The organism is Bacillus sp. CZDM1 (genome assembly GCF_055502545.1).
The window spans coordinates 243,479-269,676 of sequence record NZ_JBUESO010000006.1 but is presented as its reverse complement, the minus strand read 5'-3'; the positions used below and the strand labels follow the sequence as shown (position 1 = coordinate 269,676).

Sequence of the window (26,198 nt, the reverse complement as noted above, 5' to 3'; positions counted from 1 at the left end):
GAAGAAGAAGATACTATTATAATGTTCTGAAAGATTGTATATACTAGGATAGAGAGTATATAGAAAGAGGGGAAGGTTTTATTAATGTCAGAAGCAGCTCCCTTATTAAAAAAGTTGAATTTTAAGGATCAAGGACAGACGGTTTTGGTTATCAATGCCCCAAAGTCTTATGATGATATTAAGGCTGCCTTTGAAGGGGAGGTCCATCAACAGGCAAGGCTTGCGATGTATGATTTTGTTCAGGTGTTTGGATCAAGTAATGAAGAGCTTCAATCTAATGCTAAAAAGGCAGCTGTCTATGTAAAGGATGATGGTTTATTTTGGCTCTGCTACCCTAAGAAATCATCGAAGACTTATAAAGGGTCAGATTGCAGCCGTGAAACGGTCATGGGTATGCTCTCTGAAGAAGGCTATGAACCAGTACGGCAAATTGCGATTGACGATGATTGGTCTGCATTAAGGTTCCGTAAGCCTGAAAAAATCAAGAAAATGGTTCGAGAGTTTGCTGTAACGGATGAAGGAATCAAACGGACGAAGAAGGAATAGCTCCCTTACCCATGGGGTCTATTTTTTTGTATACAGAATGCGTATACATGTTTACGGAAACTGTACACTTGTTTACGATGTTGTATACATCGTGTTTACAAAAATGTATACATGTACACGAACCTGTACACATGTTGATATAGAGCTATGTGTACAGGTTTGTAATCGTTGTAAACGCAATTGTATACAACGATTACGTATTGTTTACAATTTTACACTTTCATTTCTTTTTGTCTGGGATATTGAAGAATCTAGTAAACTTCTATACTCTTATACTAGAGAAGTTATATACATATCTTCATTAACATCTAAATTAATAGAATGAAAGGATGACAATTTTGAATAATACTAGAATTGCAGCTATTGATGTAGGAAATGATTCAATTAAGGCTATTTTTGGAGAATTAGAATATGAACTTAACATCCCAAATATTATCGCAAGGGACACGGAAGACCGCCCTGTTATTGGTATAGAGGAATTAGATAATAAAAATCCACTAGATGGGATTCATGTAAAAGTGCACTCTCCTGCATTAAAGGAGAATAACGCCATCTATCGTGTCGGAAATCTAGCAACTAAAAGCAACAATGGTACTGAATTAGATCCTGGCAGCAGTAAGTCTGAAGAAGATCAAACGTTAATTCTACTCTTTACTACGTTGGCTTTAGACGCTGTGAAGGAAGGAAATAAGAATAATTTCCGTCAAACGAAAAATGTCATTGATGCGAACTACACACTAGGAACTGGCCTCCCTCTTCGTGAAGTTAAGGAAGGCAAGGACGCAGGCTATCGTTCTAAGTTAATTGGATCTGTCCATCAAGTTGAGTTCCTTGTCACACCTAAATACCAAGGATTAAAGGTAAATATCAAGTTTGATGAAATTAAGGTATATCCTGAAGGATTTGCTGCTTATATTAACCTAGTAATGGATAATAACTCAAAAATTATTAATAAAGACTTAATCGATAAGCGGATTCTTATTCAAGATATCGGGGGATTATCAACAGATATCGCCGTTATTAAAAACCGTAATGTCGATGATGATAAGGCGCAAGGGTTTAATCTCGGGGTTTCAGAATCATTAGAAGCAATCCGTGAAGAAATTAGAACAAAGCACGGTGTTGAACTAGACAGCCGTCGTGATGTTGTTGAAATTATCACTAAGAAAAATGACCGTAACCATATCATGGTTAAAGGAAGCAGAACAAGCGTTCATGATATAACTGACCGCATTCTACTAGATTTAGCTAAGAAGCAATATCGTTTATTACGAAATGTTTGGTCAAAGAACTCTCAAACAGAAATTTGCTACTTTGTCGGCGGTGGTGCTACCGTTTTAAAGGATTATCTTAAAACATTAAATAACAATCTCGACGGTTTTAATATTGATTTCTTTGAAGATGAAAAGGAAAGCATTTGGATGATGGCGAATGCCTATTATAAGCTGATTCAAGATTTTGTTAAAAAGGCAGAAAAACCAAAGGCTGAACAAACTAAAAAACCTGTTACCAATTAATAGGGTGATGATATGAAAAAGGCTGGAACACATGAAATTCAGCGGGGACAGGCGATTTCCTTCCGTATTCCTTCTGATACACCTGACCATTTGGTTAAGAAACTGCAAAAGTTAAAGGAAACAGAAAGAAGAAATTTTTCCAGCAAGATTGCAGAGTTTGTGATGGAGGGTGTCAGTAACGTTAATGCAAGAGAACGTGAGATGATTAACGTCCCGTTGCCAAAAAAGCTTACGAAGGCTCAGCGTGACTGGTTGAAGCACGAGCATTCAGAGGCGTTATTGGGAAGTATTATCTATCAGTTAATTTCAGACCCAGTAAGGTCTACCTCCCTGCTTGCGAGTTTAAATAGCCGTTCACTAGACATTGATGAGGCATTATATCTTCAAGAGGAAAGTGTTCCTGAAATCCATTCTTATCGAGAAAATGACAGCGCCGAAGAGGAAATCGCTGCTTCGATTGATTTAAGTGATATGGATGATGACCTGAGCGGATTTGATTGGGATAATGCGAAACCAGTAATGGAAGAAGAAAAGGTTGAAGAAGAGCCTGATTTAGATGATCTGCTTGGCGGATTTCTGGCGAGTATGAATAAATAGAGAAATGGGACCCGATGAATAGGGTCCCATTTTCTATCATTACTGAATCCATAGTTTAAATAACCCTTCTGTTACGCCTAAGTTATACATGTAGTAAATACCAAATACAGTACTTATTACTCCTGTAACCTGGGTAAGGGTTTTATTCAAGCTTAACTTTTTTGCGCTAAAAACAAACGGAATCCCAATCAAGGTAGTAAAGAAGAGCATTCCTATGACGGTGCCCACTCCAAATATAAGGATATAGATCGCACCCTCCCAGGCGCTATTTACTGTACTCATAGTCAGAACTACCATGGCTCCGCTTCCAGCAAGACCGTGAACGAGGCCAATAAACATGGATTTTAGATAAGAGACCTTTCTATGCTGGTCATGATGCTCGTGAACGCCGCTATGATCATGAGAATGGACATGATTATGCAGATGAATATTTTTAAAGGATCGAATCGTAGTAATCCCAAGATAAACAAGCATAATTCCTACTAAAAACTCCAATGACATTGCCCACTTTTCCGGGATCTCACCTTTCATGAGTATGAGAATAATTCCGATAATAAATAATGTTGCAGTGTGGCCTATTCCCCAATACACACCGGCTAATGACGATCGCAATAACTTTTTACTTTGGCTGGCGATAGTTGATACTGCAATAACATGGTCCGGTTCAATGGCGTGTTTGAACCCAAGCACAAGCCCTAAACCGAGTACGGAAAGTAAACCTATTTCCATCCATTCTCCCCCCTATACTTTTGAAAATAAGAATTGTGTTTATTATAGCATAGAAGGATTTTAATAATATTTTAAGGGGCTTTAACATTAAATGACTTTTAGTATAAAATATCCTTTCTATTCAGTAGGTTTAAAATTATAATCATATAATAGGAAGTGAAAGCGTGAACAAACACTTTCCTTGAATAGCAGCCTAAAGGAGAAAAAGTATGGAAAAATTTAAGAATTATCGTTTTCCTATTATACTATTGCTATCGATTTTGCTTGGCGCAATTTTAGGTTTAGTCATGAAAGAAGGCGCTGTCATCCTACAGCCGATTGGAGATGTCTTTTTAAATCTTTTATTCACGATTATCGTTCCGCTGATATTCTTCACCATTTCATCTTCGATCGCAACGATGAATGGTGCAAAAAGATTAGGGAAAATTATTAGCTGGATGTTTGGAACCTTCTTGTTTACAGGACTTATTTCAGCGATTTATATGTATTTTGTCGTAAAGTTGGTGAATCCTGGTGAGGGTGTTAGTTTAAAACTGGTTAAACCAGAAGAGGCGGAGGAATTAAATCCGGTCGCACAAATCGTTAAAACCTTTACTGTACCAGACTTTGTTGAATTGTTTTCAAGGAGCAATATGCTGGCGCTCATTGTGATTTCTATTTTGGTTGGATTTGCTGCCCAATCCATTGGTGAACGCGGTAAGCCTTTTACCAGCTTTTTAAGCTCAGGTTCTGAGGTGATGATGAAGGTCGTATCCTTGATTATGTACGTAGCGCCAGTCGGTCTTGGAGCTTATTTTGCAACGCTGGTGGGACAGTATGGTCCGATTTTATTAGGCTCATATATCAAAGCAGGTATTACTTATTATGTGGCTTCGATCGTCTACTTCTTTATTGCCTTTACGATTTATGCCTTTATGGCAGGCAAGGGAAAAGGAATACGGGTGTTTTGGAGCAATATGCTTGCCCCTTCGATTACGGCGCTTGCCACCTGCTCAAGTGCTGCGTCTATCCCTGTTAACTTAGAAGCTTCAAAAAGAATGGGAATCAAGCAGGATATTCGTGATACAACGATTCCATTAGGAGCAGCCCTGCACAAAGATGGGTCTGTTCTTGGCGGCGTATTAAAAATTGTCTTCCTGTTTGGGATTTTTGATATGAATAACACAGGAATTGGAACGTTTTTCTTAATTATCAGTGTATCTCTTTTAGTCGGAGCCGTAATGGGGGCAATTCCGAGCGGCGGTATGATTGGGGAAATGTTAATCCTAAGTCTATTTGGATTCCCTCCTGAGGCATTACCAATTATCGCAGCGATTTCTACGCTAATTGACCCTCCTGCAACGATGCTGAATGCAAGCGGCGATAATGTTGCGGGGATGATGGTTTCGAGGATGGTTGAAGGCAAGAATTGGCTTAAAAAAACGGCATAACATAAGGGTGCTCCATCTTGGAGCACCCTTATGTTTTTTAGATAACACCCTGTGCAATCATTGCGTCTGCTACTTTTAAGAATCCTGCGATATTGGCGCCGACAACGAGGTTGCCTGGGTAGCCATATTCTTCGGCAGCATTCATACTATTACGATAGATGTTGATCATAATTTGGTGTAATTTTGCATCAACTTCTTCAAAAGTCCATGATAATCTTTGGCTATTTTGCGCCATTTCTAGAGCAGATACGGCTACACCGCCGGCATTTGCAGCTTTTCCTGGGGCAAATAAAATATCACTTTCTAAAAATACTTCAATCGCTTCAAGAGTGGATGGCATATTCGCACCTTCTCCAACTGCTTTTACGCCATTTGAAACAAGTAGTTTAGCTGCTGTATGGTCAATTTCATTTTGAGTTGCGCAAGGTAAGGCGATATCACATGGAATCGACCAAATACCTGAGCAGCCTTCGAAGTATTGAGCTTCTGGATGCTCAAGAACATATTCACTGATTCTTTTACGTTCTACTTCTTTAATTCGTTTCACGGTTTCAAGTTTGATGCCTGATGGATCATAGATAAATCCGTTTGAATCGCTGCAGGCTACGACCTTTGCTCCTAATTGGGTTGCTTTTTCAATCGCATAAATAGAAACGTTTCCTGAACCAGAAACGACTACCGTACTTCCTTCAAAGCTAAGGCCCTTGTCAGCAAGCATTTCGTGTACAAAGTATACAGTCCCGTAACCAGTGGCTTCTGTACGTGCTAAACTGCCGCCATAACCAAGTCCTTTACCTGTCAACACACCTGCTTCATAGGCACCGCGGATTTTTTTATACTGTCCAAACATATATCCAATTTCACGGGCGCCTACGCCGATATCTCCTGCTGGTACATCGACATCAGGTCCAATATGACGGTAAAGCTCTGACATGAAGCTTTGGGTAAAGCGCATGATTTCGCCATCTGATTTTCCTTTAGGGTCAAAGTCAGAACCACCCTTGCCTCCGCCGATAGGCTGACCAGTAAGGGAATTCTTAAGGATTTGCTCGAAGCCAAGGAATTTAATAATGCTTAAATTCACGGATGGGTGGAAGCGTAATCCGCCTTTATAAGGTCCGATTGCACTGTTAAATTGCACACGGAAGCCGCGGTTTACTTGAACTTTTCCTTTATCATCAACCCAAGGAACACGGAAGGAAATGACTCTTTCAGGTTCTACAATTCTTTCAAGAATACTTTGCTCCATGTATTTTGGGTGTTTTGTAAAAACAGGAATCAGTGAGTCAAAAATTTCCTTAACGGCTTGTTGAAACTCAGATTCATATGGATTGCGGCACATTACTGAATTAAACACCTCATCCACATATTGAAGTGCTGTACTTTGATTATCTTGTTTTAACTGTTCAATTGTTTTCACGTTATCCACCTCTTTAATGAAAAATTAGATTTTTAAATTATTAGAATATTAATAAGGAATATTTTATAATTAAATAACAATCTTAACAATGCTAATAATAGATAACATTCATCTCGAAATGAGATGAATGGAGGTGAACTCTTTGGAATTAAGACAAATTCAATACTTTATGGAAGTTGCCAAGCGAGAGCATGTTACGGAGGCAGCATTGGCTCTGCATGTGGCACAATCAGCTGTTAGCAGGCAAATTTTCAATTTGGAAACAGAACTCGGCGTGAATTTATTTATCCGCGAGGGACGAAATGTCAAACTGACGATGATCGGACAAATGTTTCTAGAACATATGGAACAAGCGATGAAGGTGATTGAGGAGGCACAACGGGAAATTGAAGAATACCTAGACCCCATGAAAGGTACGATTCGAATCGGTTTTCCAAGCAGCTTGGCATCTTATACCCTGCCAACAACCATTTCAGCCTTTCGCGAAAGCTATCCTCAGGTGAAATTTCAACTAAAACAAGGTTCATATAATGAGTTGATAGAGGGTGTTATTAATGGTGATTTTGATATGGCTTTAATTGGCCCTGTTCCCAAACAGGAGAAGAAGGTGTTAGGGACAACATTATTTACAGATAATATTGTGGCGCTCTTGCCTGTTACTCATCCCTTAGCAAATCAAAAGGCGATAAAGTTAGGCCAGCTGCGCGAGGATTCCTTTGTCTTGTTTCCAAAGGAGTACATATTACGAGAAATCATCGTTCGCGCTTGTGAGCAGATTGGCTTCCAGCCAAAGGTGTCCTTTGAAGGCGTGGATACTGACTCGATAAAAGGATTAGTATCAGCAGGTCTCGGAATCACCTTAATTCCTGAAATTACGTTGGTGGATGGGTTTCCCAGGGCAACCGTTAAGATACCGATTATTGAGCCTGAGGTTACCCGTACGGTCGGAGTAATTATCCCGAGTGAACGTAAGCTGCTTCCTACGGTCAGGATCTTTTATGATTTCTTAAAGGATTTCTTTTCCAGATTAGACCGATATCAAATGTAAAAGAAAGCCCAACTTTTCAGCTGGGCTTTCTTTTATGCTTTTTGTTCAAAAAGTTTCGTAATTTCGATGACTGTGTTTGTTGCCTTAATCATGTTATCAACGGAAATAAACTCATATTTTCCGTGGAAGTTTTCCCCGCCTGTAAAAATATTTGGAGTTGGCAATCCCATATAGGATAGCTGTGAGCCATCTGTACCGCCGCGGATTGGTTTGATCAGCGGCTTAATGTCGAGGTTCTCCATTGCCTGCTGCGCAATGTCGACAATCTCCATGACCGGTTTGATTTTTTCACCCATATTGTAATATTGGTCTTTTAATTCTAGAAGAATGGTATCCTTGCCATGTCTTTCATTGAGCAGGTTGACAATGTTCTGCATCCTGGTTTTTCTAGCTTCGAATATTTCCTTGTCATGATCTCGGATAATATAGTACATCTTCGTTTGCTCGACATCACCGTTAAAGGAAATCAGGTGGTAGAACCCTTCATAACCTTCCGTATGTTCAGGTGCTTCCAATGCGGGCAGCTGGCTATGTAATTCCATGGCAATCTTCATTGAATTTACCATTTTGTCCTTCGCAGAACCTGGATGGATATTTGTTCCCTTGATCGTAATTTTTGCCGCCGCCGCATTGAAGCTTTCGTATTCTAACTCCCCAAGCGGACCGCCATCTACGGTATACGCATACTTGGCATTGAACGCCGCAACGTCAAACTTATGTGGACCTCTGCCAATTTCCTCATCGGGCGTGAACGCAACGCGGACCTTACCGTGCTTGATTTCTGGATGTTGTATCAGATGAGCCATTGCGGTCATGATTTCGGCAATCCCCGCTTTGTTGTCTGCACCTAACAGAGTCGTGCCGTCTGTTGTGATCAGCGTGTGTCCTTTGTAGCTTGGCAGTGCTGGAAAATCCTTCGTTGACATCGTGACGTTTGGGTTAAGTGCGATATCGTTACCGTCATAGTTTTCAATGATCTGCGGGTTAACATTGGTGCCCGTGAAATCAGTTGCTGTATCGACATGAGCCAGGAACCCGATGGTTGGCACATCTTTAACACTATTGGACGGCAAGGTCGCCATCACATACCCGTTATTGTCGATTGTTACCTCTTGCATGCCGATTGACTTTAACTCCTCCACCAGCATATTGGCTAATGTGAGCTGTCCTGGTGTCGAAGGACAGTTCTCATTGCTCTCATTCGACTGTGTATCCACCTTCACATAGGAAGTAAACCTTTCAATAATCTCATTCTTCACGTTTGCAGCACTCCCCTTTCAATAATTTACCACTTAATAATAGCATGATGAGTGGGCCGGGTGGAAATGGGGGAATGGGGTTGCTGAAAAAAGGTATTTTTGGGTGGAATGTTGGCGGGTGGCGGGAAACACTGGCGGATAGCAAGAAACACTGGCGGATAGCCGGAAACACTGGCGGATGGCGAGAAACACTGGCGGATAGCGAGAAACACTGGCGGATGGCCGGAAACACTGGCGGATGGCCGGAAACACTGGCGGATGGCGAGAAACACTGGCGGATGGCGAGAAGCACTGGCGGATAAGAGCAATATTACCTTTTTTTAGAAAAATCCATCCTATAGGACCTATCTCTAAATTTGCCACAGGTAATCAAATCCATACTCAGTAAAATTCGCTTTGCCGTATGTATATCCACCCCCAAAAACTCCCGGCACTCCCGATTAGTAATACTCCTCTTCACCACCAAAAACCACTCAACCAATGTCCCCTGATGGGCCAGATGATTGTTCACATTACAAGTTGGACAATGCCAGGTCCGTGGTAATTTCTTCATCCCGATCTTCCCACAGGCCACACACCGCACTCCAGGTTGAACATCGTCTAAGGGAATTTGGTACGATTCACAAATAGGTTTTGGTATATATGTTTGATGGCTATTTAGTAGTTCCCTAGAAAGTCTATGAAACGCCGAAGGATCCAGCCCCTTTCCTTCCTGGGGAAGACCTTTAATAAATGGTGGAATCAGGTTAGGGAATAATATCTTGGTATGAACAGGTGGAATTTCCACATGCTGCTTGGGATAGGCTAATACAATGGCACCATAAAGAGGAAAATCGATATTTCGCTGTGACAGCCAAGCCGACATAAGCTCGATATTCCGTTCTAATTGCACGACTGGACTCTCGTAATACTTTATTTGTCCGTCTTCTCGCTTTTGAATAAGCTGGGGTGGATTATCCCTGAATTCTAAACTGCCTGCCATATTTTTGGTTTCTAAAATAAGGCCAAAATGGGGTGTTTTGAAAAGATGGTCCATTTGAAAGTAGGTATCTGAAGAAAGGGATAAATCGTGGGAAATGTTGTTTTTGAATGGAAATCGGTACTTTTGAAGGACTTCAGCAACCTGTTCCTCGCCTCCAATACCTGCCTCAATACTCGATTGTTTTGAAGCAAGAGTAGAAATCATTGGATGCGTTTTGGAAAGCCTGCTTTGGGCAGTAATCAAGCCCTTTAATGTAAGAGAGTCAGAACGTTCTTTCATTTTTCACCTCCACATGTATCCTAGCACATCCTTCCCCTTAAATATATGAACTTCATAAATTTGTAAAAAATTTAGCTTGTCTAGTATTGACCAGAAGAGTCAATGGGAGTAAACTGTGATTGACTGAAGTGGTCAACGATAAATGGAAAGGGGGCTGCCAGTTTGTTTTCGAAGTTTTTTAACCTGGATTCTGAAAAACAGGATCGTATCATTAACGCAGCAATTAAGGAATTTGCCCAAAAGGGGTATGATAACGCCTCGACAAATGAAATGGTTAAAGAGGCTGGCATTTCAAAGGGACTTCTCTTTCATTATTTTAAGAACAAAAAGCAGTTGTTTTTCTTCCTGTTTGACTATTGCTACGACTTGGTTGCCGATGAATTTTATAAAAAAATTGATTTGACCGAAAAAGATTTTTTTAAGAGAATTCGCCAGGCAGTGCTGATAAAAATGGATTTGCAATCACAATATCCAGATATCTTAACGTTTATCCAAGAGGCTTTTATGCAGGATTCCCCAGAAATAAAAGAAGAGTTTGATAAAAAGAAACAGGAACTTAACGCTGTTAATATTGGAATTATTTATGATGGGATCGACCTCTCTAAATTCAGGGATGACGTTGATGTCCAGAAAATCTTAAAGATTATTTCATGGACGTTTGAAAAAATGAGTGATGACGAGCTCCTCAAGGCCAAGATGGTCCCTGGTCACAGGATTGATTATGAAAAAGTCTTTTTGGAAGCAGAAGAGTATTTTGAGATTTTCATTAAATGCTTTTATAAATAGGGGGCAGTGATGATGAATGTGATTGAGATTAAGAATCTAACAAAGACTTACGGCAAAGCAAGAGGAATCAGCGATATTAGCTTTTCTGTCGAGGAAGGTGAGATTTTTGGCTTTATCGGTCCGAATGGTGCAGGGAAATCGACCACGATTCGGACTCTCCTCTCCCTCATTTACCCCACCAGCGGCAGTGCGACTATCTTTGGGAAAGACACCGTCCAGTTTGCTCCAGAAATCAAAAAGGAAATTGGCTATTTGCCATCAGAAGTTTTCTATTACGACAATATGAAGGTCAAGGATCTATTAAACTATTCAGCTAGTTTTTATAAAAAGGATTGTAGTAAGAGAATAAAAGAGTTAGCTGAGATAATGGATTTAGATCTCACGAAAAAAATTGATGACCTTTCACTGGGAAATAAAAAGAAGGTCGGGATTGTTCAGGGGCTGCTACACGAGCCGAAACTGATTATTCTCGATGAACCTACTAGCGGACTAGACCCGCTCATGCAGCAGAAATTCTTTGAATTGCTCGAGGAAGAGAATAGAAAAGGTGCGACAATTCTGTTTTCCTCTCATATTTTAACTGAGGTTCAGCGCTTATGTAATCGGGTTGCGATTATTAAAGAGGGCAAGATTGTTACTGTTGAAAAGATAAGTACCTTGAAAGAAAACACTTATAAAAAGTTTAAAATAGAAACAAAATCAACCCTGGATCCAAATTACTTCAACCTAGCAGGTGTGAATAAATTAGAGGTCAAGGCCAACCTTACCAGCTTCCTATTTAAAGGGAATATTAACGAAGTCATGAGGAAAATAGCGGACGTTGAAATTAGTAATCTATGGATTGAAGAGCCGGACCTTGAAGAGATTTTTATGCACTATTACGAAAAGGAGGCATAAAAGACGATGAACATTTTGTTGCATGAATTGAGGGCTTATCGAAAGTCTACGATTATTTGGACGATATCATTAGTTGCTATTGTAGCGCTGTTCATGTCATTTTTCCCTTCTTTTACAAAGGATACGGAGGAGTTTACAAAGCTGCTTGAAGGGTATCCAGCAGCGCTAAGAGCTGCATTCGGAATTAATCTCGATACTTTCTTTTCGATTCTTGGATTCTACTGTTATGGGCTTACCTTTGTGACGCTTTGCGGAGCGATTCAGGCTATGAATCTAGGAACGAGTATAGTCAGTAAGGAGGTCCGCGAAAAAACAGCTGACTTCCTGCTAACAAAGCCTGTTACGCGGACCGCTGTTTTGATTAACAAATTATTGGCGGCACTGATTTCAATTATTCTAACCAATATTGTTTATATAGCCGCGGCCACATTCATAGCCTCACAAGTGAAAACGGAGGAGTTTAGCGTGAGTATTTTTATCCTCCTTTCTTTGACGGTCTTTTTCGTACAGGCGATTTTTTTAGCTATAGGGATCATCATTTCTGTGATTGTCCCTAAGATAAAATCTGTGTTGACGATTTCGCTCGCAACCGTTTTTGCCTTTTACTTTTTAGGGATGTTTAGTGCTACTTCCGGTGATGAAGTGAAACGATATCTTTCTCCTTTTAAATATTTTGATACTGCTTTTATCATTGAAAAATCTAGTTATGAGGCGTCCTTTTTAATCACCGGGGCAGTGGTTATTATTGCAGCGATTGGGGCTAGCTTCTTTATCTATGCAAAAAAGGATATTCATTCGGTTTAATAAGGAGGGGTGATGTTGAAATGAATATATTTCTAAAAGAAATGAAGTCACATAGAAAATCGCTTGTTTTTTGGAGTATTGGTGTTTTTCTTATGGTTGCATCAGGGATGGTTAAATATGAGAGTCTAGCTTCTTCTGGCCAGCCAATGAATGAAATGCTGGCGGGAATGCCAAAATCTATGCTTGCCGTACTAGGTATAGGGGATTTTGATATTTCGACCGCAACTGGTTATTACGGGTTGCTGTTCATTTATTTGCTCTTAATGGCAACCATTCATGCTGCGATGCTGGGGGCAACGATAATTGCTAAGGAAGAACGCGACAAAACCTCGGAGTTTCTATTTGTTAAACCCGTATCAAGAAATCGGGTTATTATAGCAAAATTGCTGGCAGCTTTCTTAAATATCCTAATCTTGAATTTGGTTACCTTTGTTTCTTCAGTAGGATTGGTGGGGAAATACAGCAATGGTGAAGTGGTTACCAAGGATATTGCGATCACAATGGCTGGTATGTTCATTTTACAGCTCCTATTTATGGTAATCGGCAGTTCCCTTGCAGCTGTTAAAAAGAAGTCAAAAAGTGCAGCTTCTTTAGCAACCGGCGTTCTTTTGCTTACGTATGTCATCTCGGTTGCGATTGACTTGAATGAAAAGATAGAAGGCTTAAAATACCTCACTCCGTTTAAATACTTTGAAGCGAAAAATGTAATGTTCGGCGGTGGGTTTGAATTCATCTTTGTACTGTTATCAAGTATTCTAATTGCTGTCCTTACGGCGGTGACATTCTTATTTTTTAAAAAAAGAGATTTGAATGTGTGAGTATGCTTTTTAATAATATGGTGATAGTGTAAAATAGGGGAGTCGAAATGGAAATAGGAGGAATAGTATATGCAAAATGAAAACACTACACTACCACCAAAATCATGCTCAGTTGAACGTTTAGTGACAATGGAAAGTGATGTGAAATTGGTGCTTTCCGGTAAGAAGACGGCAACAAGACGAAATGGAAGATATGCAGATATAGGCGAAGTCATGACATTAGAAGGACGTAAATTTGTCGTAGAACGTGTTTACTCACAAAGCTTAGGTGAACTGACAGATGATGACGCACGCAGTGAGGGTTTCTCGACGGTTGAAGAATATAAGCAATCGATTCTTGCTTATCACCCAGGAATGCCATGGCTTCCGCATATGCGCGTTTGGGTTCATGAGTTTCGCCCTCTAGAAGATTAAGTAAAAGTATGAGTTCTTTTCATAGGACTCATACTTTTTTTTGCTATAATATCTTTATTCAAAAGATTTCCATATGGGTGCCGGGGTGAAGAAATCATGGGGTTTTTAGCAAAATACATAAAGAAGTATTGGAAGTCTTTTAGCTTAGCGGTATTATTTTTAACCTTTGAAGCGGTTAGTGATTTGATGATGCCAACCATCATGGCAAAAATTATTGATGTCGGTGTCGCAGGCAGAGATTTAGATTATGTACTTAAAATGGGCGGATTAATGCTTTTGATTACGCTTTTTGGTGCGATTGCGGCTTCGACTAGAAGTATCATTGCCAGCAATGTCTCACAAAGCTTTGGGGCAGAGTTAAGGTCAGATCTATATAAAAAGATTCAAACGCTGTCCTTCAAAAATATTGATCGATTTGAACGCGCATCGTTAATCACAAGGCTGACCAATGATGTCACTCAGGTGCAGGTTTTTGCGAATGGATTAATGCGAATTTTTGTTAAATCTCCGTTATTAGCGATCGGGGGCTTAATCATGGCAACGCGGTTAAATATCCATTTATCGGTCGTATTAATTGTCGTTGTCCCGATTGTGGCTATCTTTATCATTTTAAATCTAAGGCTTGGATTCCCTATGTTTTCAAAAGTACAAAAGGCACTTGACCGGGTGAATGGCGTGATGCGTGAATATTTGTCCGGGGTACGTGTGGTCAAAGCGTTCAATCGTTTCGATGTCGAGGTAAACAAATTCGAGAAAACGAATGATGATTTTAAAAAGCAATCGATTGCTGCAACGAGGCTGATGGCTGTGTTCAGCCCGGCGATTATGCTGAGTGTTAACCTTGGAATTGTCGCTGTCCTCTGGATTGGCGGCTTCGGTGTGACAAATGGCAATGTTCAAGTAGGTCATATCATCGCATTTATTAACTACATGACTCAAATTCTGTTTTCACTGATGATGATTTCGATGGTATTTAATATGTTTGTCCGTGCGAAAACCTCTGCTGTAAGGATTAGCGAGGTATTTGTCCAGGCAGATGATCTAACTTGGAAAGATGAAGCGGGTGAAGCCGCTGTTGAACAAGGAAAAATTGAATTTGATCATGTAACATTTTCATATGAAGGGACAAGCGGTGAACCTGTGCTAAAAGATATTAACCTGACCATCCTGCCGGGAGAAACAGTCGGAATCATTGGTTCGACCGGTTCTGGTAAAAGCACCCTTGTCGGCTTAATTCCCCGTTTTTATGATGTGAGTGCTGGCAGTATCAAAGTAGATGGTGAGGATATCCACCTTGTAGATCCTAAAAGACTAAGAGAAAAGATTGCTTTTGTTCCCCAAAAAAACATTCTTTTTACCGGGAGTGTGGAGGAAAACATTAAATGGGGAAAAGAAGATGCCTCAATGGAAGAAGTTGAAAAGGCGGCAGAGATTGCTGGTGCACATGATTTTATAGCCTCCTCGAAAGAAGGGTATCAAACCAGGATAGGCCAAGGCGGAGTAAACTTTTCAGGGGGTCAAAAGCAGCGAATCTCGATCGCGAGGGCATTAATTAAAAACCCGAAAATTTTAATATTAGATGATAGCACCAGTGCAGTTGACGTTACCACGGAGGCAGGAATTAAGGCTGGATTAAAAAAATATGCAAAAGGGCTGACGTGTATCCTTATTGCCCAGCGGATTACCTCCATTATAGATGCTGATAAAATTGTTGTCATGGATCATGGTAAAATGGTCGGCATAGGAAAACATGAAGAATTAGTACGAAGCTGCAGGGTTTACCAGGAAATCTATCAATCACAGGTAGGCAAGGAGGTGGCACTCTAAATGTCGAAGGCAGCAAATCAATCCAGTAACACACCGCCTCCCCTCTCACTCCCAGGAAGACCGGGCTTTGGGGGGAATCGCCGGGGTGCCCCCATTGTAAAACCGAAGAACTTTAAAGAGACAATAAAGAGGTTATGGCATTATTTTGGCAATGAGAGAAAAATGCTTAGTATTGTGTTTTTACTCATTCTATTCAGTTCAGCACTATCATTGCTCTCTCCGTTTTTAATCGGAAAAGCGGTGGATGCGATAAGCCTTGAAAACAAAGTAGACTTTAATTTTCTAGAAGTGATGGTCATGATCCTGATCACTGCCTATATTTTAGATGGTGTGTTAACGTTTATGCAGGGCTGGCTGATGGCTGGTGTCTCACAACGGATCGTAAAAAGGCTGCGGGATGCATTGTTTAAAAAGCTTCAGAATCTCCCAGTCTCCTTTTTTGACAAGCGGACACATGGAGAATTAATGAGCAGACTTTCAAATGATATCGATAATGTCAGCAGTACCATCTCGCAATCGACGACACAGCTGATGTCAGGGGTCATTGTGATTGTGGGTTCGTTTATGATGATGCTGATCCTTAGTCCGATTTTGACGGCAGCGAGTTTACTGACCGTTCCCCTTGTCTTTCTCTTAACCAAGAGTATTGCCAAAAGAACAAGTGTTTACTTTAAAGAACAGCAAATTCAGCTTGGGAAGTTAAATGGACAAATTGAAGAAACGATCTCAGGTATTGAGGTTGTTAAAGCATTTAATCATGAGGAGAAGGTTATTTCTGAATTTGAAGAGGTCAATCAAAAACTGCGTGAGGTTGGCCTTAAGGCGCAAATTTGGTCCGGCTTTCTGATGCCCATCATGAACGTGATTAATAATTTAGGCTTTGCGATTGTGGCCGTAACGGGAGGGTTTCTTGCTGTAAAGGGCATGATTACCATCGGTGCGATCGCGAGTTTTATTACCTATTCGAGACAGTTTGTCCGGCCGCTTAACGACCTTGCCCAAATTTTTAACATGCTGCAGTCCGGTGTAGCCGGTGCGGAGCGAGTTTTTGAAATTCTCGATGAGCAAGAGGAGCCTGATGATAGAAAGGATGCCATTGTGTTAGACAAGCCAAAAGGGCATGTTGTTTTTGATAATGTCAGCTTCGGCTATCGCGGGGATGTACCGATTTTAAAAAATGTTAGTTTTGAAAGTGAGATTGGGAGCAGCACGGCATTAGTCGGACCTACTGGCGCGGGGAAAACGACGATTGTTAATTTATTGACACGTTTTTATGACGTCACAGAAGGCAGAATTTTGTTAGATGGTCATGATATTAGAGACTATACACGTGATAGCCTGCGAAGCTGTTTTGGATTTGTTCTTCAGGATACCTATCTGTTTTCAGGTAGTATTAAGGAGAATATTAAGTACGGTAAGCCTTCGGCAAGTGATGATGAGGTTATCATGGCTGCGAAAATGGCCAATGCAGATTCTTTTATAAGACGGTTGCCCAACCAGTATGAAACATCCCTTTCAGAAAATGGCGGAAACTTAAGTCAAGGGCAGCGCCAGTTGATTGCCATTGCCAGGGTTATTCTTGCAAAGCCCGCAGTCCTGATACTAGACGAGGCAACAAGCAGTATTGATACCCGTACAGAGCTTCATATTCAAGAGGCACTGCTAACCTTAATGGAGGGACGGACTAGTTTTATTATCGCGCATCGGTTAAACACAATTCGTGATGCGGATAGCATTATGGTGATTGAAAATGGCCAAATCCTAGAAAAGGGAAATCATGTCGAACTCATGAACCAGCAAGGGAAATATCACAATATGTTCTTTAATCAATTTAAAAATGTAGAAATTGCGGTAGATTAATGAAAGATCCTGCATTAGGGAATAATGTAGTCTTAAAGGGGGCTGGTTATGAAGAAGGAAATTTCTAACCGGAAATTACTCTGGGTTTCCGGAACAGGCTGGATGTTTGATGCAATGGATGTCGGTATGCTTTCCTTCATTATTGCAGCATTGAAAGTAGAATGGGATTTATCGGCGGAACAAATGGGCTGGATTGGAAGCGTCCAATCGATCGGGATGGCCGTAGGAGCATTAATTTTCGGATTAATGGCAGACCGAGTCGGCCGGAAAAATGTTTTTATCATTACGTTATTATTATTTTCAATTGGCAGTGGAATTTCAGCCTTTGCCACATCGATTACCGTTTTTCTTATATTAAGATTTTTTATTGGGATGGGTCTTGGCGGTGAGCTTCCCGTTGCCTCGACACTCGTTTCTGAAAGTGTTCCTGCCGAAAAACGAGGAAGAATTGTCGTGTTACTCGAAAGCTTTTGGGCAGCTGGCTGGCTGATTGCTGCAGTCACTTCTTATTTTATTATTCCGAGGTTTGGCTGGTCGACAGCGTTGTTAATTAGTGCGACACCTGCACTTTATGCCTTATATTTACGAATCGGCTTACCGGACTCACCGAGATTTGAAGCGATTAAGAAAAAAGAAAAGATTTCTCCGTTTCAAAGTCTTGCGAATCTATGGACGAATGAGTACCGCCGCCGTACTGCCATGCTTTGGATTGTGTGGTTTTGCGTGGTTTTCTCCTACTATGGAATGTTTCTATGGCTTCCAAGTGTGATGGTATTGAAAGGTTTTAGTCTAATCAAAAGCTTTGGATATGTTTTAATTATGACCCTTGCCCAATTACCGGGTTATTTTACAGCAGCATGGGCGATTGAAAAATTCGGCCGGAAATTTGTCTTAGCTGTCTATCTAATTGGAACGGCTATTAGTGCTTTTCTATTTGGAAATGCAGAGTCAACGACCCTGTTAATCACCTCGGGCATTCTTTTGTCGTTCTTTAATCTTGGGGCATGGGGAGGATTATATGCCTATACGCCGGAACAATATCCGACGATTATCCGTGGAACGGGTTCAGGATCGGCAGCGGCTTTTGGCCGGTTAGGAGGAGTGCTTGGACCGTTATTGGTTGGTTATTTAGTGGCACAAAATACATCCATCTCCACCATCTTTACGATCTTTTGTATATCGGTTTTCATTGCTGCCTTAGCCGTTATTTTTTTAGGAAAAGAAACGAAAAATAAAGTATTAGTATAATGTTTCGTTGAGGGAGATTTCCAAATGGGAGTCTCTCTTTTGTTTTTTAACACAGCGTCATTTTACCCCTTTAAAGGGTCAAAGCTTTTGAAAGCCTTTTTATTCCTAGGATGATAGTTGGAGATAATTAAAATATTTATTTTTCAGAATTATATTAAAATAACGCATTTTACTACTAGACGAATAGGAATTTATTTTGTACAATGTTTTCAGAATATTATCTTTTTTTAAACATCTTTTTGAATAAACATCGAGTAAAAAGGGGAATTTTATTCAAAATTAGGGGGTATAGACAGTGAGAAAGAAAAAACTTGCAGGTATTTTTATGTCGTTCATGATGGCGGCGGGTGTGTTAGCAGGCTGTGCGGGTTCTTCGAGTACAAGCGGAGAAAAGGACAGCGAAGTAATTAAAATTGGTGCTAACCTTGAACTTTCAGGCGGAGTGGCTTCTTATGGTCAGTCGATTGAAGAAGGTATCAAATTAGCATTAGAAGAAATCAATAAAGAAGGCATTGATGGGAAGAAGCTAGAGCTTGTAACCTTTGATAATAAATCTGATGCCGCGGAAGCAACAAGCGGTACAACTAAGTTAATCAGCCAAGATAAGGTATCAGCCATTATCGGTGCGGCAACAAGTACAAACACATTAGCACAAGTACAAATTGCTCAGAAAAATAAGATTCCTTTGTTAACACCAACTGGAACAAATCCAACGATTACGAATAAAGACGGCGTCCTAAGTGACTTCGTATTCCGTACTTGCTTCATCGATCCTTTCCAAGGAACGGTTGCAGCAAACTTTGCTTCGAAAGATCTTAAAGTGAAAAATGCAGCGATTATTATCGATAGCTCAAGTGACTACGCAAAAGGACTTGCAGCGGCATTCACAGAAGCATTTGAAGCAAATGGCGGAAAAATTGTGAAAGAAGAAGCTTATGTTGCGAAGGATACAGATTTCAATGCAATCTTAACCAACATTAAATCTTCAAATCCTGATTTTATTTTCCTTCCTGGATATTATGAGGAAGTCGGCTTAATTATTAAACAAGCTCGTGCTCTTGGTATTGAAGCTCCATTTATGGGCGGCGATGGCTGGGATTCTCCTAAACTAGTAGAAATCGCTGGCGCTGATCCATTAAACAATACGTTCATCACGAACCACTATTCTTCTGGTGACTCTGATCCAAAAGTACAAGATTTCGTTAAAGCATTTGAAGCAAAATATGATGGTAAATCTCCTGATGCCTTTAATGCATTAGGCTATGACTCACTATACTTCCTTGCAGATGCGATTAAGCGTGCTGGAAGTGATGACCCTGAAAAGATTCAAAAGGCACTTGAAGAAACAGATGGCCTGCAGTTAGTTTCAGGAACGATGAAGCTGGATAAAAACCACGATCCAATTAAATCTGCCGTAATCCTTGAATATAAAGGCGGAAAGCAAGAATTTAATACTAAAGTAGACCCAGAATAAAAAGAAAAGCGGAAGCGCCTTGCACAGGGGCTTATGACCCCGAGCCCCTAGGCGCTGGAGCTGGATAAATTTTATAATGAACAAGAAGAATAGGGAGCGTTTTTGTCTCCCTATTCCTTATTTAGATGATACTTTCCTTATTTTAGGAGGAGACTTAAACATGGAATTTTTACAACAGCTGGTTAACGGGGTGTCGTTAGGCAGTATTTATGCCTTGATTGCCCTTGGTTACACGATGGTTTACGGAATTGTAAAATTAATTAACTTTGCCCATGGAGACGTCTTCATGGTCGGTGCATTTATCGGTTTTTACTCGATTACGATACTAGACTTGGGATTCTTCCCTTCCCTGCTTATTTCCATGGCCGTTTGTGCCATCCTAGGGGTTCTCATTGAAAGAATTGCCTACAAACCTTTGCGTAATGCCACGAGGATTGCGGCCCTTATTACTGCAATTGGGGTATCATTGTTAATTGAATATGGAGTCATTTATGTCCGCGGTGCCCAGCCTGAAGCATATCCTGGTGACTTAATCCCGGCAACAAGCTTAGATTTCCTAGGTGTAACGGTAAGCAGTCAGTCGCTGCTAATTTTAGGTACCTCTTTAGTATTAATGATCTTATTACAATTTATCGTTCATAAAACAAAGATTGGAAAAGCCATGCGTGCTGTTTCCCATGATATGGATGCGGCAAGATTGATGGGAATTAACGTTAACAATACGATTTCCGCAACATTCGCCATTGGGTCAGCGTTAGCGGGTGCAGCTGGTGTTGCTTTCGGAATGTATTATACAAAAATTGAACCATTAATGGGAATTATCCCTGGCCTGAAAGCCTTCGTTGCAGCCGTATTAGGCGGTATTGGAATTATTCCAGGTGCAATGGTTGGCGGTTTGTTATTAGGTGTCATCGAGTCACTGGTAAGTGCAGCAGGCTTCTCACTTTGGCGAGATGGTGTGGCATTTGTCGTATTGATCTTAATTTTGATTTTCCGTCCAGCCGGTTTATTCGGTAAAAATGTACGGGAAAAAGTGTAAGGGGGTGCGTAGCTGCAATGATGAATATACTCAAAGGTGCGAAAGGTTTTTGGTCATCAATCGTTTTAGCCATTGTTTTTGGTGTTGTGATGCAATTTTTAATTACCGGAGAAATAATTAACTTTTTCTATGTGAACACGCTATACTTTATTGGGATTAATATTATTCTTGCTGCCAGCTTACATTTGATTATTGGAATTACTGGACAGTTTTCGATTGGACATGCAGGCTTCCTGGCTGTGGGTGCATATGCCTCTGCCATTATTACAATGAAATTAGAACTTCCCTTCTCTCTTGGTCTATTAGCGGGAGGAGTAGCAGCTGCGATTGCAGGCTTAATTATTGGAATTCCTACACTTCGGCTAAAAGGAGATTATCTAGCGATTGCCACACTTGGGTTTGGTGAAATTGTCCGGATTGTCTTTTTAAATATTGAATATGTTGGCGGAGCAAGCGGGATGACCGTTACCCAGCTTACGACTTGGCCATGGCTATTTGGAAGTATCCTTCTAACACTTCTTGTCATCAGAAACTTTACCAATTCAACTCATGGACGAGCCTGTATTTCGATAAGAGAAAATGAAATTGCAGCGGACGCCATGGGGATTAACACAACTTACTATAAGGTGGTTGCGTTTGCCATCGGAGCCTTTTTTGCTGGTGTCGCAGGTGCTTTATATGCACATAACTTTTTCATTATCCAGCCGACAAACTTCGGTTTCTTAAAATCATTTGATATTTTAATCTTTGTGGTACTTGGCGGGTTAGGAAGTATGTCTGGTGCGGTACTGGCTGCGATTCTCCTAACAATCGTATCGACATTCTTGCAAAGCTTTCCTGAATTACGAATGATTATTTATAGCTTAGTATTGGTACTGATGATGCTTTACCGTCCACAGGGAATTATGGGAACAAGAGAATTGACCTCATTCTTTAAGTTTGGCAAGTCTGCAAAAGGAGGAGTCAACTCATGACAGTAAACACCCCGTTGCTTAAAGTAAATAATGCAGGTATCCGTTTTGGCGGATTAAAGGCTGTTTCAGATGTGAATCTCGAATTGAAGCAAGGCGAATTAGTGGGCTTAATTGGTCCAAACGGTGCCGGAAAAACGACCTTTTTCAACCTGTTAACTGGGGTATATGTACCTACAGAAGGCAGTATTGAATTAGATGGAGATAAATTAAATGGTTTAGCACCTTATAAGATTACCAAAAAAGGAATAAGCAGAACCTTTCAAAACATTCGGTTGTTTAGTGAATTGTCTGTGCTTGATAATGTTAAGGTGGCTTACCACTCATTGGCAAAGCATTCGATCATGAGTTCAATCTTCCGCCTCCCTAAGCACTTTTCAGAAGAAAAGTATATGGAAGAAAAGGCAATTGAATTTTTGAAGATTTTTAATTTAGATAATGTCATGCATGAGACGGCAAAGAATCTCCCGTACGGTCAGCAGCGCCGTCTAGAGATTGCGAGAGCGCTCGCGGCCAATCCCAAGCTTTTGCTGCTGGACGAACCTGCAGCGGGTATGAATCCACAGGAAACAGAAGAATTAATGAATTTAATTGCGTTAATTCGTAAAAGGTTTGATTTAACAATCCTTTTAATTGAGCATGACATGCTCCTTGTAATGGGTGTATGTGAGCGAATTTATGTATTGGACCACGGTCAGCTTATTGCAGATGGGACTCCTGAACAAATCAGAAATAATCCAAAAGTCATCGAAGCGTATCTTGGAGAGGAGGTTTCGTAATGCTAAAAATTGAAGATATCAATGTGTACTATGGTAATATTCATGCCTTAAAGGGCGTTTCTCTTGATATTAATGAAGGGGAAATCGTTACCTTGATAGGTGCAAATGGTGCGGGGAAAAGTACGCTGTTAAAAACGATTTCCGGGTTACTTAAGCCAAAGAACGGGAATATCTTGTTTGAAGGTCAATCCATTTCAGGTAAGGTAGCTCAGTCCATCGTGAAACAGGGACTTTCACATGTTCCTGAAGGACGTCGTGTGTTTGCCAACATGTCTGTAGAAGAGAATCTTGAATTAGGAGCTTATTTACGGAAGGATAAGCAAGGGATAAAGGAGGACTTTGAAAAGGTTTATAACCTTTTCCCTCGTCTTCTCGAACGGCGTAAGCAGTTGTCTGGTACGTTATCAGGCGGTGAGCAGCAAATGCTGGCAATGGGCAGGGCCTTGATGGCTCGTCCGAAGCTCTTACTATTGGACGAACCCTCCATGGGACTGGCACCACTTTTAGTTAAGACCATTTTTCGGATTATCGAAGAAATCAATCAGTCAGGCACTACGATTCTGTTGGTTGAGCAAAATGCAAACATGGCGTTATCCATCGCTGACCGCGCCTATGTAATCGAGACCGGAAAAATCGTGATCTCAGGCTCATCTGAGGAGTTAAACCAAAGCGACCAAATACGAATGGCTTACTTGGGCGGCCATTAATAGAAGTAAAAAGACGTGTGAGTTAAAATTCACACGTCTTTTTGCGGATTATGGAAAACACTCTCGGATAGTGGAAAACACTCTCGGATAGCGGAAAACACTCTCGGATAGCGGAAAACACTCTCGGATAGCAGAAACATTCTCTTACATTTTTGCCTTTTGTTGTTCGGTTTCTAGTTTAAATTGATGACGGAGCTTTGGTTGTAAGGAATGTTTGATTTTTGTTGCATACTCTTCATATAGCTGCTCTAAGCCAACTAGTGCTAGGGAGAAAAAGTTTGCATAATTCTTTTGTACTTCCCACTTTAACTCGTTCTTACCGCAAATACTATATTTATTTAACTCTTCAATTTCCTTCTGAATTAAATCCAATTCTGCTTTCTGCTCTTCTTCAGGCAGCGAAAGAACATAATCAATTTTTTCAATATAGGCTTGTGATTTTTCAATTTTGCCTTTGATTTCCTCGTAGCCAGCTTGATCAATTAGACCGTATTTTAATTTAAACTCATTTAATTTTTGAGCAGAATCATAGGTAGATCTTACGATATCATCACGTGTCATTTGTGTCGTTTCATAGCTGAGCATATGCTTCCAGGATGGCTGGGTAATCGCCTTGCGGTGGTCCTCAAGGGTATGACAGAATTTCTTAAAGCCATGCAGCTCTGGATTTTCAAATGCCGGGCTTGCAGGGTCAAGGAACGGTGCAAGCGGCGCCACAAAGTAGAAAAGTCTAGGGTCTTGATTGCAGGCAAGGTGGATTTTCTCACAAAAATCAATATTTTCAATGGCACTTTGATAGGTTTGACTAGGAATACCTGTCATAAAGAACAAGTCTATTTTTTTAGCACCATGCTTTAAGGCAAAGTTAAGCGTTTCGATTACTTTAGGGTTGGTACAATTGAATTTTCCATTATAACGTCTGATTTTTTCATCATGAGTTTCCAGGGTAATCTCAATACTGTATTTAGAACAGCTGTCATTCATCATTTGGAAAAACTCTTCGCCGGCGTATTGGAATAATTCAAAGACGATTTCATTTTTAAGATTAAGCTGCTTAAGACGGCTAAAGAACTCTTTTACATATTCACGGCCGCCTTGCCTTAGATCATGCAGAATAAAGATTGGTGCACGGCTAAAGCGTGAAATAAACTGAATGTCATCAATAAGCTTTTCTGGTGAACGCAGTGCTAGAGAGCTTCTTCCACAGTTTTGATCATAGGCATCCTTTGAACCGCCGCAGATGAGACAGTTTTGCGAACAGCCTCTTGCTGTTAGTAACGCAGTGTTGGGATATTCAAGCCAGCCCTTGTATGGCAGTGGATCCAGGAAGTTGCGATATTTAAACACGGAGCGGACTGTATAGCGATAGCCTGGTACGTCAAGATCATCTAAATCCTTTGGTACGTAAGTAATAGGATTATAGCCAATTTCGCTGCCTTTCTTCCAGGTCAAGTTTGGAATGTCAGCATAATGAGTATTTCCGAGTTCTAATTTATTCATTAAGAGAAGCATAAGCTTTTCTGTTGAGTCCCCGCGCATAACGAAATCAATAAATGGATAATCAATTAGCTCTTTATGATAATAGGTAGCGGATAAGCCTCCAAAAATCATCGGTGTATCAGGGTGCAGTTTTTTAACAATTTTAGCTAATTCAATACTGCCGTGTGCATGTGGCAGCCAGTGCAGGTCAATTCCGAAGGCACGTGTATTGATTTTTTTAAGCTTCTTTTCTACATCGAATTTCTCACTCATCAGCATCCGGTTGGCAATGTTGATAATTTTAACGCGAAGTCCATACCGTTCTAAATAATCAGCAATACTTGTTAATCCAATGGGATACATTTCAAATACTGGTGATGACGGCACTACATCGCTTATGGGTCCTGCAAGCAGGGAATTTTTTCGAAAGTCATAAACACTTGGTGCGTGTAAAAGGACTAAATCATACTTCATATAAGCCACCCTTTTCTATTTTAAATATATATAGTAATTATTGTGAAGAAGTTCACATGATTTCTTTGTATTAACTGTGACAAAGGGATTAACCTGATAAATGGTTACCTCATTCACAACTGTAAGTATTTTCTAGCTACCTTTATTTTACTATAATGATGGATTTATAGAGTGACAAACGGGTGACAACAATGTGGAGATTAGGTGTATGGTTGGGCTTTATAGAGTATGGCTGACCACTCACCATGTTAGGCAGAAAACATATAGTAGAGGGAAAACATATTAAAGGAGGAATATGCCCTTGTATTATTATGGTTATGAAATGCCCTATATCCCTTCACGGTTTGGCGGTGGACAGCAGCCTGGATTCCCTCCCCCTGGATTTGGCGGTGGACAGCAGCCTGGATTCCCTCCCCCTGGATTTGGTGGTGGACAGCAGCCTGGATTCCAGCCCCCTCCATTTGGTGGTGGACAGCAAGGTTTCCCGCCGTTTGGGGGAGGACAACAACAAGATGGACCGCCATCTTCACCGCCACCATCCTACACGCCACAAGAATCACCTTCATTATTCGCCGTTGATCCTGGTGCGATTAGAGGCTGCCTCTATCGCTTTACCTTTGTTTGGTTAAACAATGGGAACAGCTTCTGGTTTTATCCTACCTTTGTTGGTCGGAATTCAGTTGCTGGATATCGCTGGCGCAGGTTCCGTTGGGAATACTTTGGAATTGATTTAAGCAGAATTCGATCATTTAGATGTTCATAAAAAGCACTGGGTAAGGAAACCTATCATTCCTTACCTTGTCTTTTATTTTGG

The 26,198-nt window shown here is 40.6% G+C and carries 24 protein-coding genes and 1 pseudogene; 20 read left to right on the top strand and 5 right to left on the bottom strand.

Annotated elements, in window-relative coordinates:
* Positions 1-84 precede the first annotated feature (84 nt).
* The 3 genes from ACY3XC_RS16305 (at position 85) to ACY3XC_RS16295 (ending at position 2,660) form a co-directional block, all read left to right on the top strand.
* Complete coding sequence (locus ACY3XC_RS16305; RefSeq protein ID WP_464869477.1) at positions 85-546, top strand: DUF3052 domain-containing protein; 462 nt, start codon at positions 85-87, stop codon at positions 544-546.
* Between the two features lie 338 nt (positions 547-884).
* Complete coding sequence (locus ACY3XC_RS16300) at positions 885-2,063, top strand: Alp7A family actin-like protein (RefSeq protein ID WP_464869476.1); 1,179 nt, start codon at positions 885-887, stop codon at positions 2,061-2,063.
* A gap of 12 nt (positions 2,064-2,075) precedes the next feature.
* Positions 2,076-2,660, top strand: coding sequence for a hypothetical protein (locus ACY3XC_RS16295; protein ID WP_464869475.1), 585 nt, complete (start codon positions 2,076-2,078; stop codon positions 2,658-2,660).
* A 39-nt stretch (positions 2,661-2,699) separates the two neighbouring features.
* Here the strand turns inward: ACY3XC_RS16295 and ACY3XC_RS16290 are convergent, their stop codons facing one another.
* The gene (locus ACY3XC_RS16290) at positions 2,700-3,389 is read right to left on the bottom strand and encodes an urease accessory protein UreH domain-containing protein (RefSeq protein WP_464869474.1); all 690 of its coding nucleotides are present in this window, start codon (positions 3,387-3,389) and stop codon (positions 2,700-2,702) included.
* A gap of 209 nt (positions 3,390-3,598) precedes the next feature.
* On the opposite strand from ACY3XC_RS16290, the gene ACY3XC_RS16285 reads away from it, so the two are divergent.
* The gene (locus tag ACY3XC_RS16285; RefSeq protein ID WP_464869473.1) at positions 3,599-4,819 is read left to right on the top strand and encodes a dicarboxylate/amino acid:cation symporter; all 1,221 of its coding nucleotides are present in this window, start codon (positions 3,599-3,601) and stop codon (positions 4,817-4,819) included.
* Between the two features lie 37 nt (positions 4,820-4,856).
* On the opposite strand, the gene gdhA is transcribed toward ACY3XC_RS16285, so the two are convergent.
* Positions 4,857-6,239 (bottom strand): NADP-specific glutamate dehydrogenase, encoded by a 1,383-nt coding sequence (gene gdhA / locus ACY3XC_RS16280; protein WP_464869472.1) that lies wholly within the window; start codon positions 6,237-6,239, stop codon positions 4,857-4,859.
* A gap of 142 nt (positions 6,240-6,381) precedes the next feature.
* Here gdhA and ACY3XC_RS16275 point away from each other — a divergent pair, with 142 nt between their 5' ends.
* On the top strand, positions 6,382-7,287 hold the full coding sequence (locus tag ACY3XC_RS16275) for a LysR family transcriptional regulator (RefSeq protein ID WP_464869471.1): 906 nt from the start codon (positions 6,382-6,384) through the stop codon (positions 7,285-7,287).
* Between the two features lie 32 nt (positions 7,288-7,319).
* On the opposite strand, the gene pepT is transcribed toward ACY3XC_RS16275, so the two are convergent.
* Entirely contained in the window at positions 7,320-8,546 is a 1,227-nt protein-coding gene (gene pepT / locus ACY3XC_RS16270; RefSeq protein ID WP_464869470.1) for a peptidase T, read from the bottom strand.
* A gap of 47 nt (positions 8,547-8,593) precedes the next feature.
* On the opposite strand from pepT, the gene ACY3XC_RS16265 reads away from it, so the two are divergent.
* Positions 8,594-8,848, top strand: a complete 255-nt coding sequence (locus tag ACY3XC_RS16265) for a hypothetical protein (protein ID WP_464869469.1) — start codon at positions 8,594-8,596, stop codon at positions 8,846-8,848.
* Between the two features lie 8 nt (positions 8,849-8,856).
* Here ACY3XC_RS16265 and ACY3XC_RS16260 read toward each other — a convergent pair whose 3' ends face one another.
* On the bottom strand, positions 8,857-9,807 hold the full coding sequence (locus ACY3XC_RS16260; protein ID WP_464869468.1) for a nuclease-related domain-containing protein: 951 nt from the start codon (positions 9,805-9,807) through the stop codon (positions 8,857-8,859).
* Between the two features lie 162 nt (positions 9,808-9,969).
* On the opposite strand from ACY3XC_RS16260, the gene ACY3XC_RS16255 reads away from it, so the two are divergent.
* From ACY3XC_RS16255 to ACY3XC_RS16195, 13 genes and pseudogenes are all read left to right on the top strand, one after another.
* Positions 9,970-10,593, top strand: a complete 624-nt coding sequence (locus ACY3XC_RS16255) for a TetR/AcrR family transcriptional regulator (protein WP_464869467.1) — start codon at positions 9,970-9,972, stop codon at positions 10,591-10,593.
* Positions 10,594-10,605: 12 nt separating this feature from the next.
* A complete protein-coding gene (locus tag ACY3XC_RS16250) occupies positions 10,606-11,490 on the top strand; it encodes an ABC transporter ATP-binding protein (RefSeq protein ID WP_464869535.1) in 885 nt (294 codons plus the stop codon).
* 6 nt (positions 11,491-11,496) lie between these two features.
* On the top strand, positions 11,497-12,294 hold the full coding sequence (locus tag ACY3XC_RS16245) for an ABC transporter permease subunit (RefSeq protein WP_464869466.1): 798 nt from the start codon (positions 11,497-11,499) through the stop codon (positions 12,292-12,294).
* Between the two features lie 20 nt (positions 12,295-12,314).
* Positions 12,315-13,112 (top strand): ABC transporter permease subunit, encoded by a 798-nt coding sequence (locus tag ACY3XC_RS16240; protein ID WP_464869465.1) that lies wholly within the window; start codon positions 12,315-12,317, stop codon positions 13,110-13,112.
* 69 nt (positions 13,113-13,181) lie between these two features.
* Complete coding sequence (locus ACY3XC_RS16235) at positions 13,182-13,526, top strand: ASCH domain-containing protein (protein WP_464869464.1); 345 nt, start codon at positions 13,182-13,184, stop codon at positions 13,524-13,526.
* A gap of 96 nt (positions 13,527-13,622) precedes the next feature.
* Positions 13,623-15,353 carry an ABC transporter ATP-binding protein gene (locus ACY3XC_RS16230; RefSeq protein ID WP_464869462.1) on the top strand — a complete coding sequence of 577 codons (1,731 nt, stop codon included), beginning with the start codon at positions 13,623-13,625 and terminating at the stop codon, positions 15,351-15,353.
* The gene (locus tag ACY3XC_RS16225; protein ID WP_464869461.1) at positions 15,354-17,213 is read left to right on the top strand and encodes an ABC transporter ATP-binding protein; all 1,860 of its coding nucleotides are present in this window, start codon (positions 15,354-15,356) and stop codon (positions 17,211-17,213) included.
* A gap of 48 nt (positions 17,214-17,261) precedes the next feature.
* A complete protein-coding gene (locus ACY3XC_RS16220) occupies positions 17,262-18,461 on the top strand; it encodes an MFS transporter (protein WP_464869460.1) in 1,200 nt (399 codons plus the stop codon).
* 295 nt (positions 18,462-18,756) lie between these two features.
* The gene (locus ACY3XC_RS16215; protein WP_464869459.1) at positions 18,757-19,935 is read left to right on the top strand and encodes an ABC transporter substrate-binding protein; all 1,179 of its coding nucleotides are present in this window, start codon (positions 18,757-18,759) and stop codon (positions 19,933-19,935) included.
* 160 nt (positions 19,936-20,095) lie between these two features.
* On the top strand, positions 20,096-20,974 hold the full coding sequence (locus ACY3XC_RS16210; RefSeq protein ID WP_464869458.1) for a branched-chain amino acid ABC transporter permease: 879 nt from the start codon (positions 20,096-20,098) through the stop codon (positions 20,972-20,974).
* A gap of 20 nt (positions 20,975-20,994) precedes the next feature.
* Positions 20,995-21,970 (top strand): annotated as a pseudogene (locus ACY3XC_RS16205) (branched-chain amino acid ABC transporter permease).
* A complete protein-coding gene (locus tag ACY3XC_RS16200) occupies positions 21,963-22,724 on the top strand; it encodes an ABC transporter ATP-binding protein (protein WP_464869457.1) in 762 nt (253 codons plus the stop codon). The pseudogene ACY3XC_RS16205 and the gene ACY3XC_RS16200 overlap by 8 nt, the downstream one beginning before the upstream one ends.
* On the top strand, positions 22,724-23,431 hold the full coding sequence (locus ACY3XC_RS16195) for an ABC transporter ATP-binding protein (protein ID WP_179157974.1): 708 nt from the start codon (positions 22,724-22,726) through the stop codon (positions 23,429-23,431). Before ACY3XC_RS16200 ends, ACY3XC_RS16195 begins: the two co-directional genes overlap by 1 nt.
* A gap of 144 nt (positions 23,432-23,575) precedes the next feature.
* Here ACY3XC_RS16195 and ACY3XC_RS16190 read toward each other — a convergent pair whose 3' ends face one another.
* Positions 23,576-25,384 carry a TIGR04190 family B12-binding domain/radical SAM domain protein gene (locus ACY3XC_RS16190; protein ID WP_464869456.1) on the bottom strand — a complete coding sequence of 603 codons (1,809 nt, stop codon included), beginning with the start codon at positions 25,382-25,384 and terminating at the stop codon, positions 23,576-23,578.
* A 295-nt stretch (positions 25,385-25,679) separates the two neighbouring features.
* Between ACY3XC_RS16190 and ACY3XC_RS16185 the strand changes: the two genes are divergently transcribed.
* On the top strand, positions 25,680-26,147 hold the full coding sequence (locus ACY3XC_RS16185; RefSeq protein WP_464869455.1) for a hypothetical protein: 468 nt from the start codon (positions 25,680-25,682) through the stop codon (positions 26,145-26,147).
* The last annotated feature ends 51 nt before the right edge of the window (positions 26,148-26,198 follow it).

Excerpts from the sequence above, each read along its gene's own strand:
- ACY3XC_RS16305 (WP_464869477.1), top strand. The coding sequence starts at position 85 with ATGTCAGAAGCAGCTCCCTTATTAAAAAAGTTGAATTTTAAGGATCAA.
- ACY3XC_RS16295 (WP_464869475.1), top strand. The coding sequence starts at position 2,076 with ATGAAAAAGGCTGGAACACATGAAATTCAGCGGGGACAGGCGATTTCC.
- ACY3XC_RS16290 (WP_464869474.1), bottom strand. The coding sequence starts at position 3,389 with ATGGAAATAGGTTTACTTTCCGTACTCGGTTTAGGGCTTGTGCTTGGG.
- ACY3XC_RS16285 (WP_464869473.1), top strand. The coding sequence starts at position 3,599 with ATGGAAAAATTTAAGAATTATCGTTTTCCTATTATACTATTGCTATCG.
- ACY3XC_RS16265 (WP_464869469.1), top strand. The coding sequence starts at position 8,594 with ATGAGTGGGCCGGGTGGAAATGGGGGAATGGGGTTGCTGAAAAAAGGT.
- ACY3XC_RS16260 (WP_464869468.1), bottom strand. The coding sequence starts at position 9,807 with ATGAAAGAACGTTCTGACTCTCTTACATTAAAGGGCTTGATTACTGCC.
- ACY3XC_RS16250 (WP_464869535.1), top strand. The coding sequence starts at position 10,606 with ATGAATGTGATTGAGATTAAGAATCTAACAAAGACTTACGGCAAAGCA.
- ACY3XC_RS16245 (WP_464869466.1), top strand. The coding sequence starts at position 11,497 with ATGAACATTTTGTTGCATGAATTGAGGGCTTATCGAAAGTCTACGATT.
- ACY3XC_RS16240 (WP_464869465.1), top strand. The coding sequence starts at position 12,315 with ATGAATATATTTCTAAAAGAAATGAAGTCACATAGAAAATCGCTTGTT.
- ACY3XC_RS16235 (WP_464869464.1), top strand. The coding sequence starts at position 13,182 with ATGCAAAATGAAAACACTACACTACCACCAAAATCATGCTCAGTTGAA.
- ACY3XC_RS16230 (WP_464869462.1), top strand. The coding sequence starts at position 13,623 with ATGGGGTTTTTAGCAAAATACATAAAGAAGTATTGGAAGTCTTTTAGC.
- ACY3XC_RS16225 (WP_464869461.1), top strand. The coding sequence starts at position 15,354 with ATGTCGAAGGCAGCAAATCAATCCAGTAACACACCGCCTCCCCTCTCA.
- ACY3XC_RS16220 (WP_464869460.1), top strand. The coding sequence starts at position 17,262 with ATGAAGAAGGAAATTTCTAACCGGAAATTACTCTGGGTTTCCGGAACA.
- ACY3XC_RS16210 (WP_464869458.1), top strand. The coding sequence starts at position 20,096 with ATGGAATTTTTACAACAGCTGGTTAACGGGGTGTCGTTAGGCAGTATT.
- ACY3XC_RS16195 (WP_179157974.1), top strand. The coding sequence starts at position 22,724 with ATGCTAAAAATTGAAGATATCAATGTGTACTATGGTAATATTCATGCC.
- ACY3XC_RS16190 (WP_464869456.1), bottom strand. The coding sequence starts at position 25,384 with ATGAAGTATGATTTAGTCCTTTTACACGCACCAAGTGTTTATGACTTT.
- ACY3XC_RS16185 (WP_464869455.1), top strand. The coding sequence starts at position 25,680 with ATGCCCTTGTATTATTATGGTTATGAAATGCCCTATATCCCTTCACGG.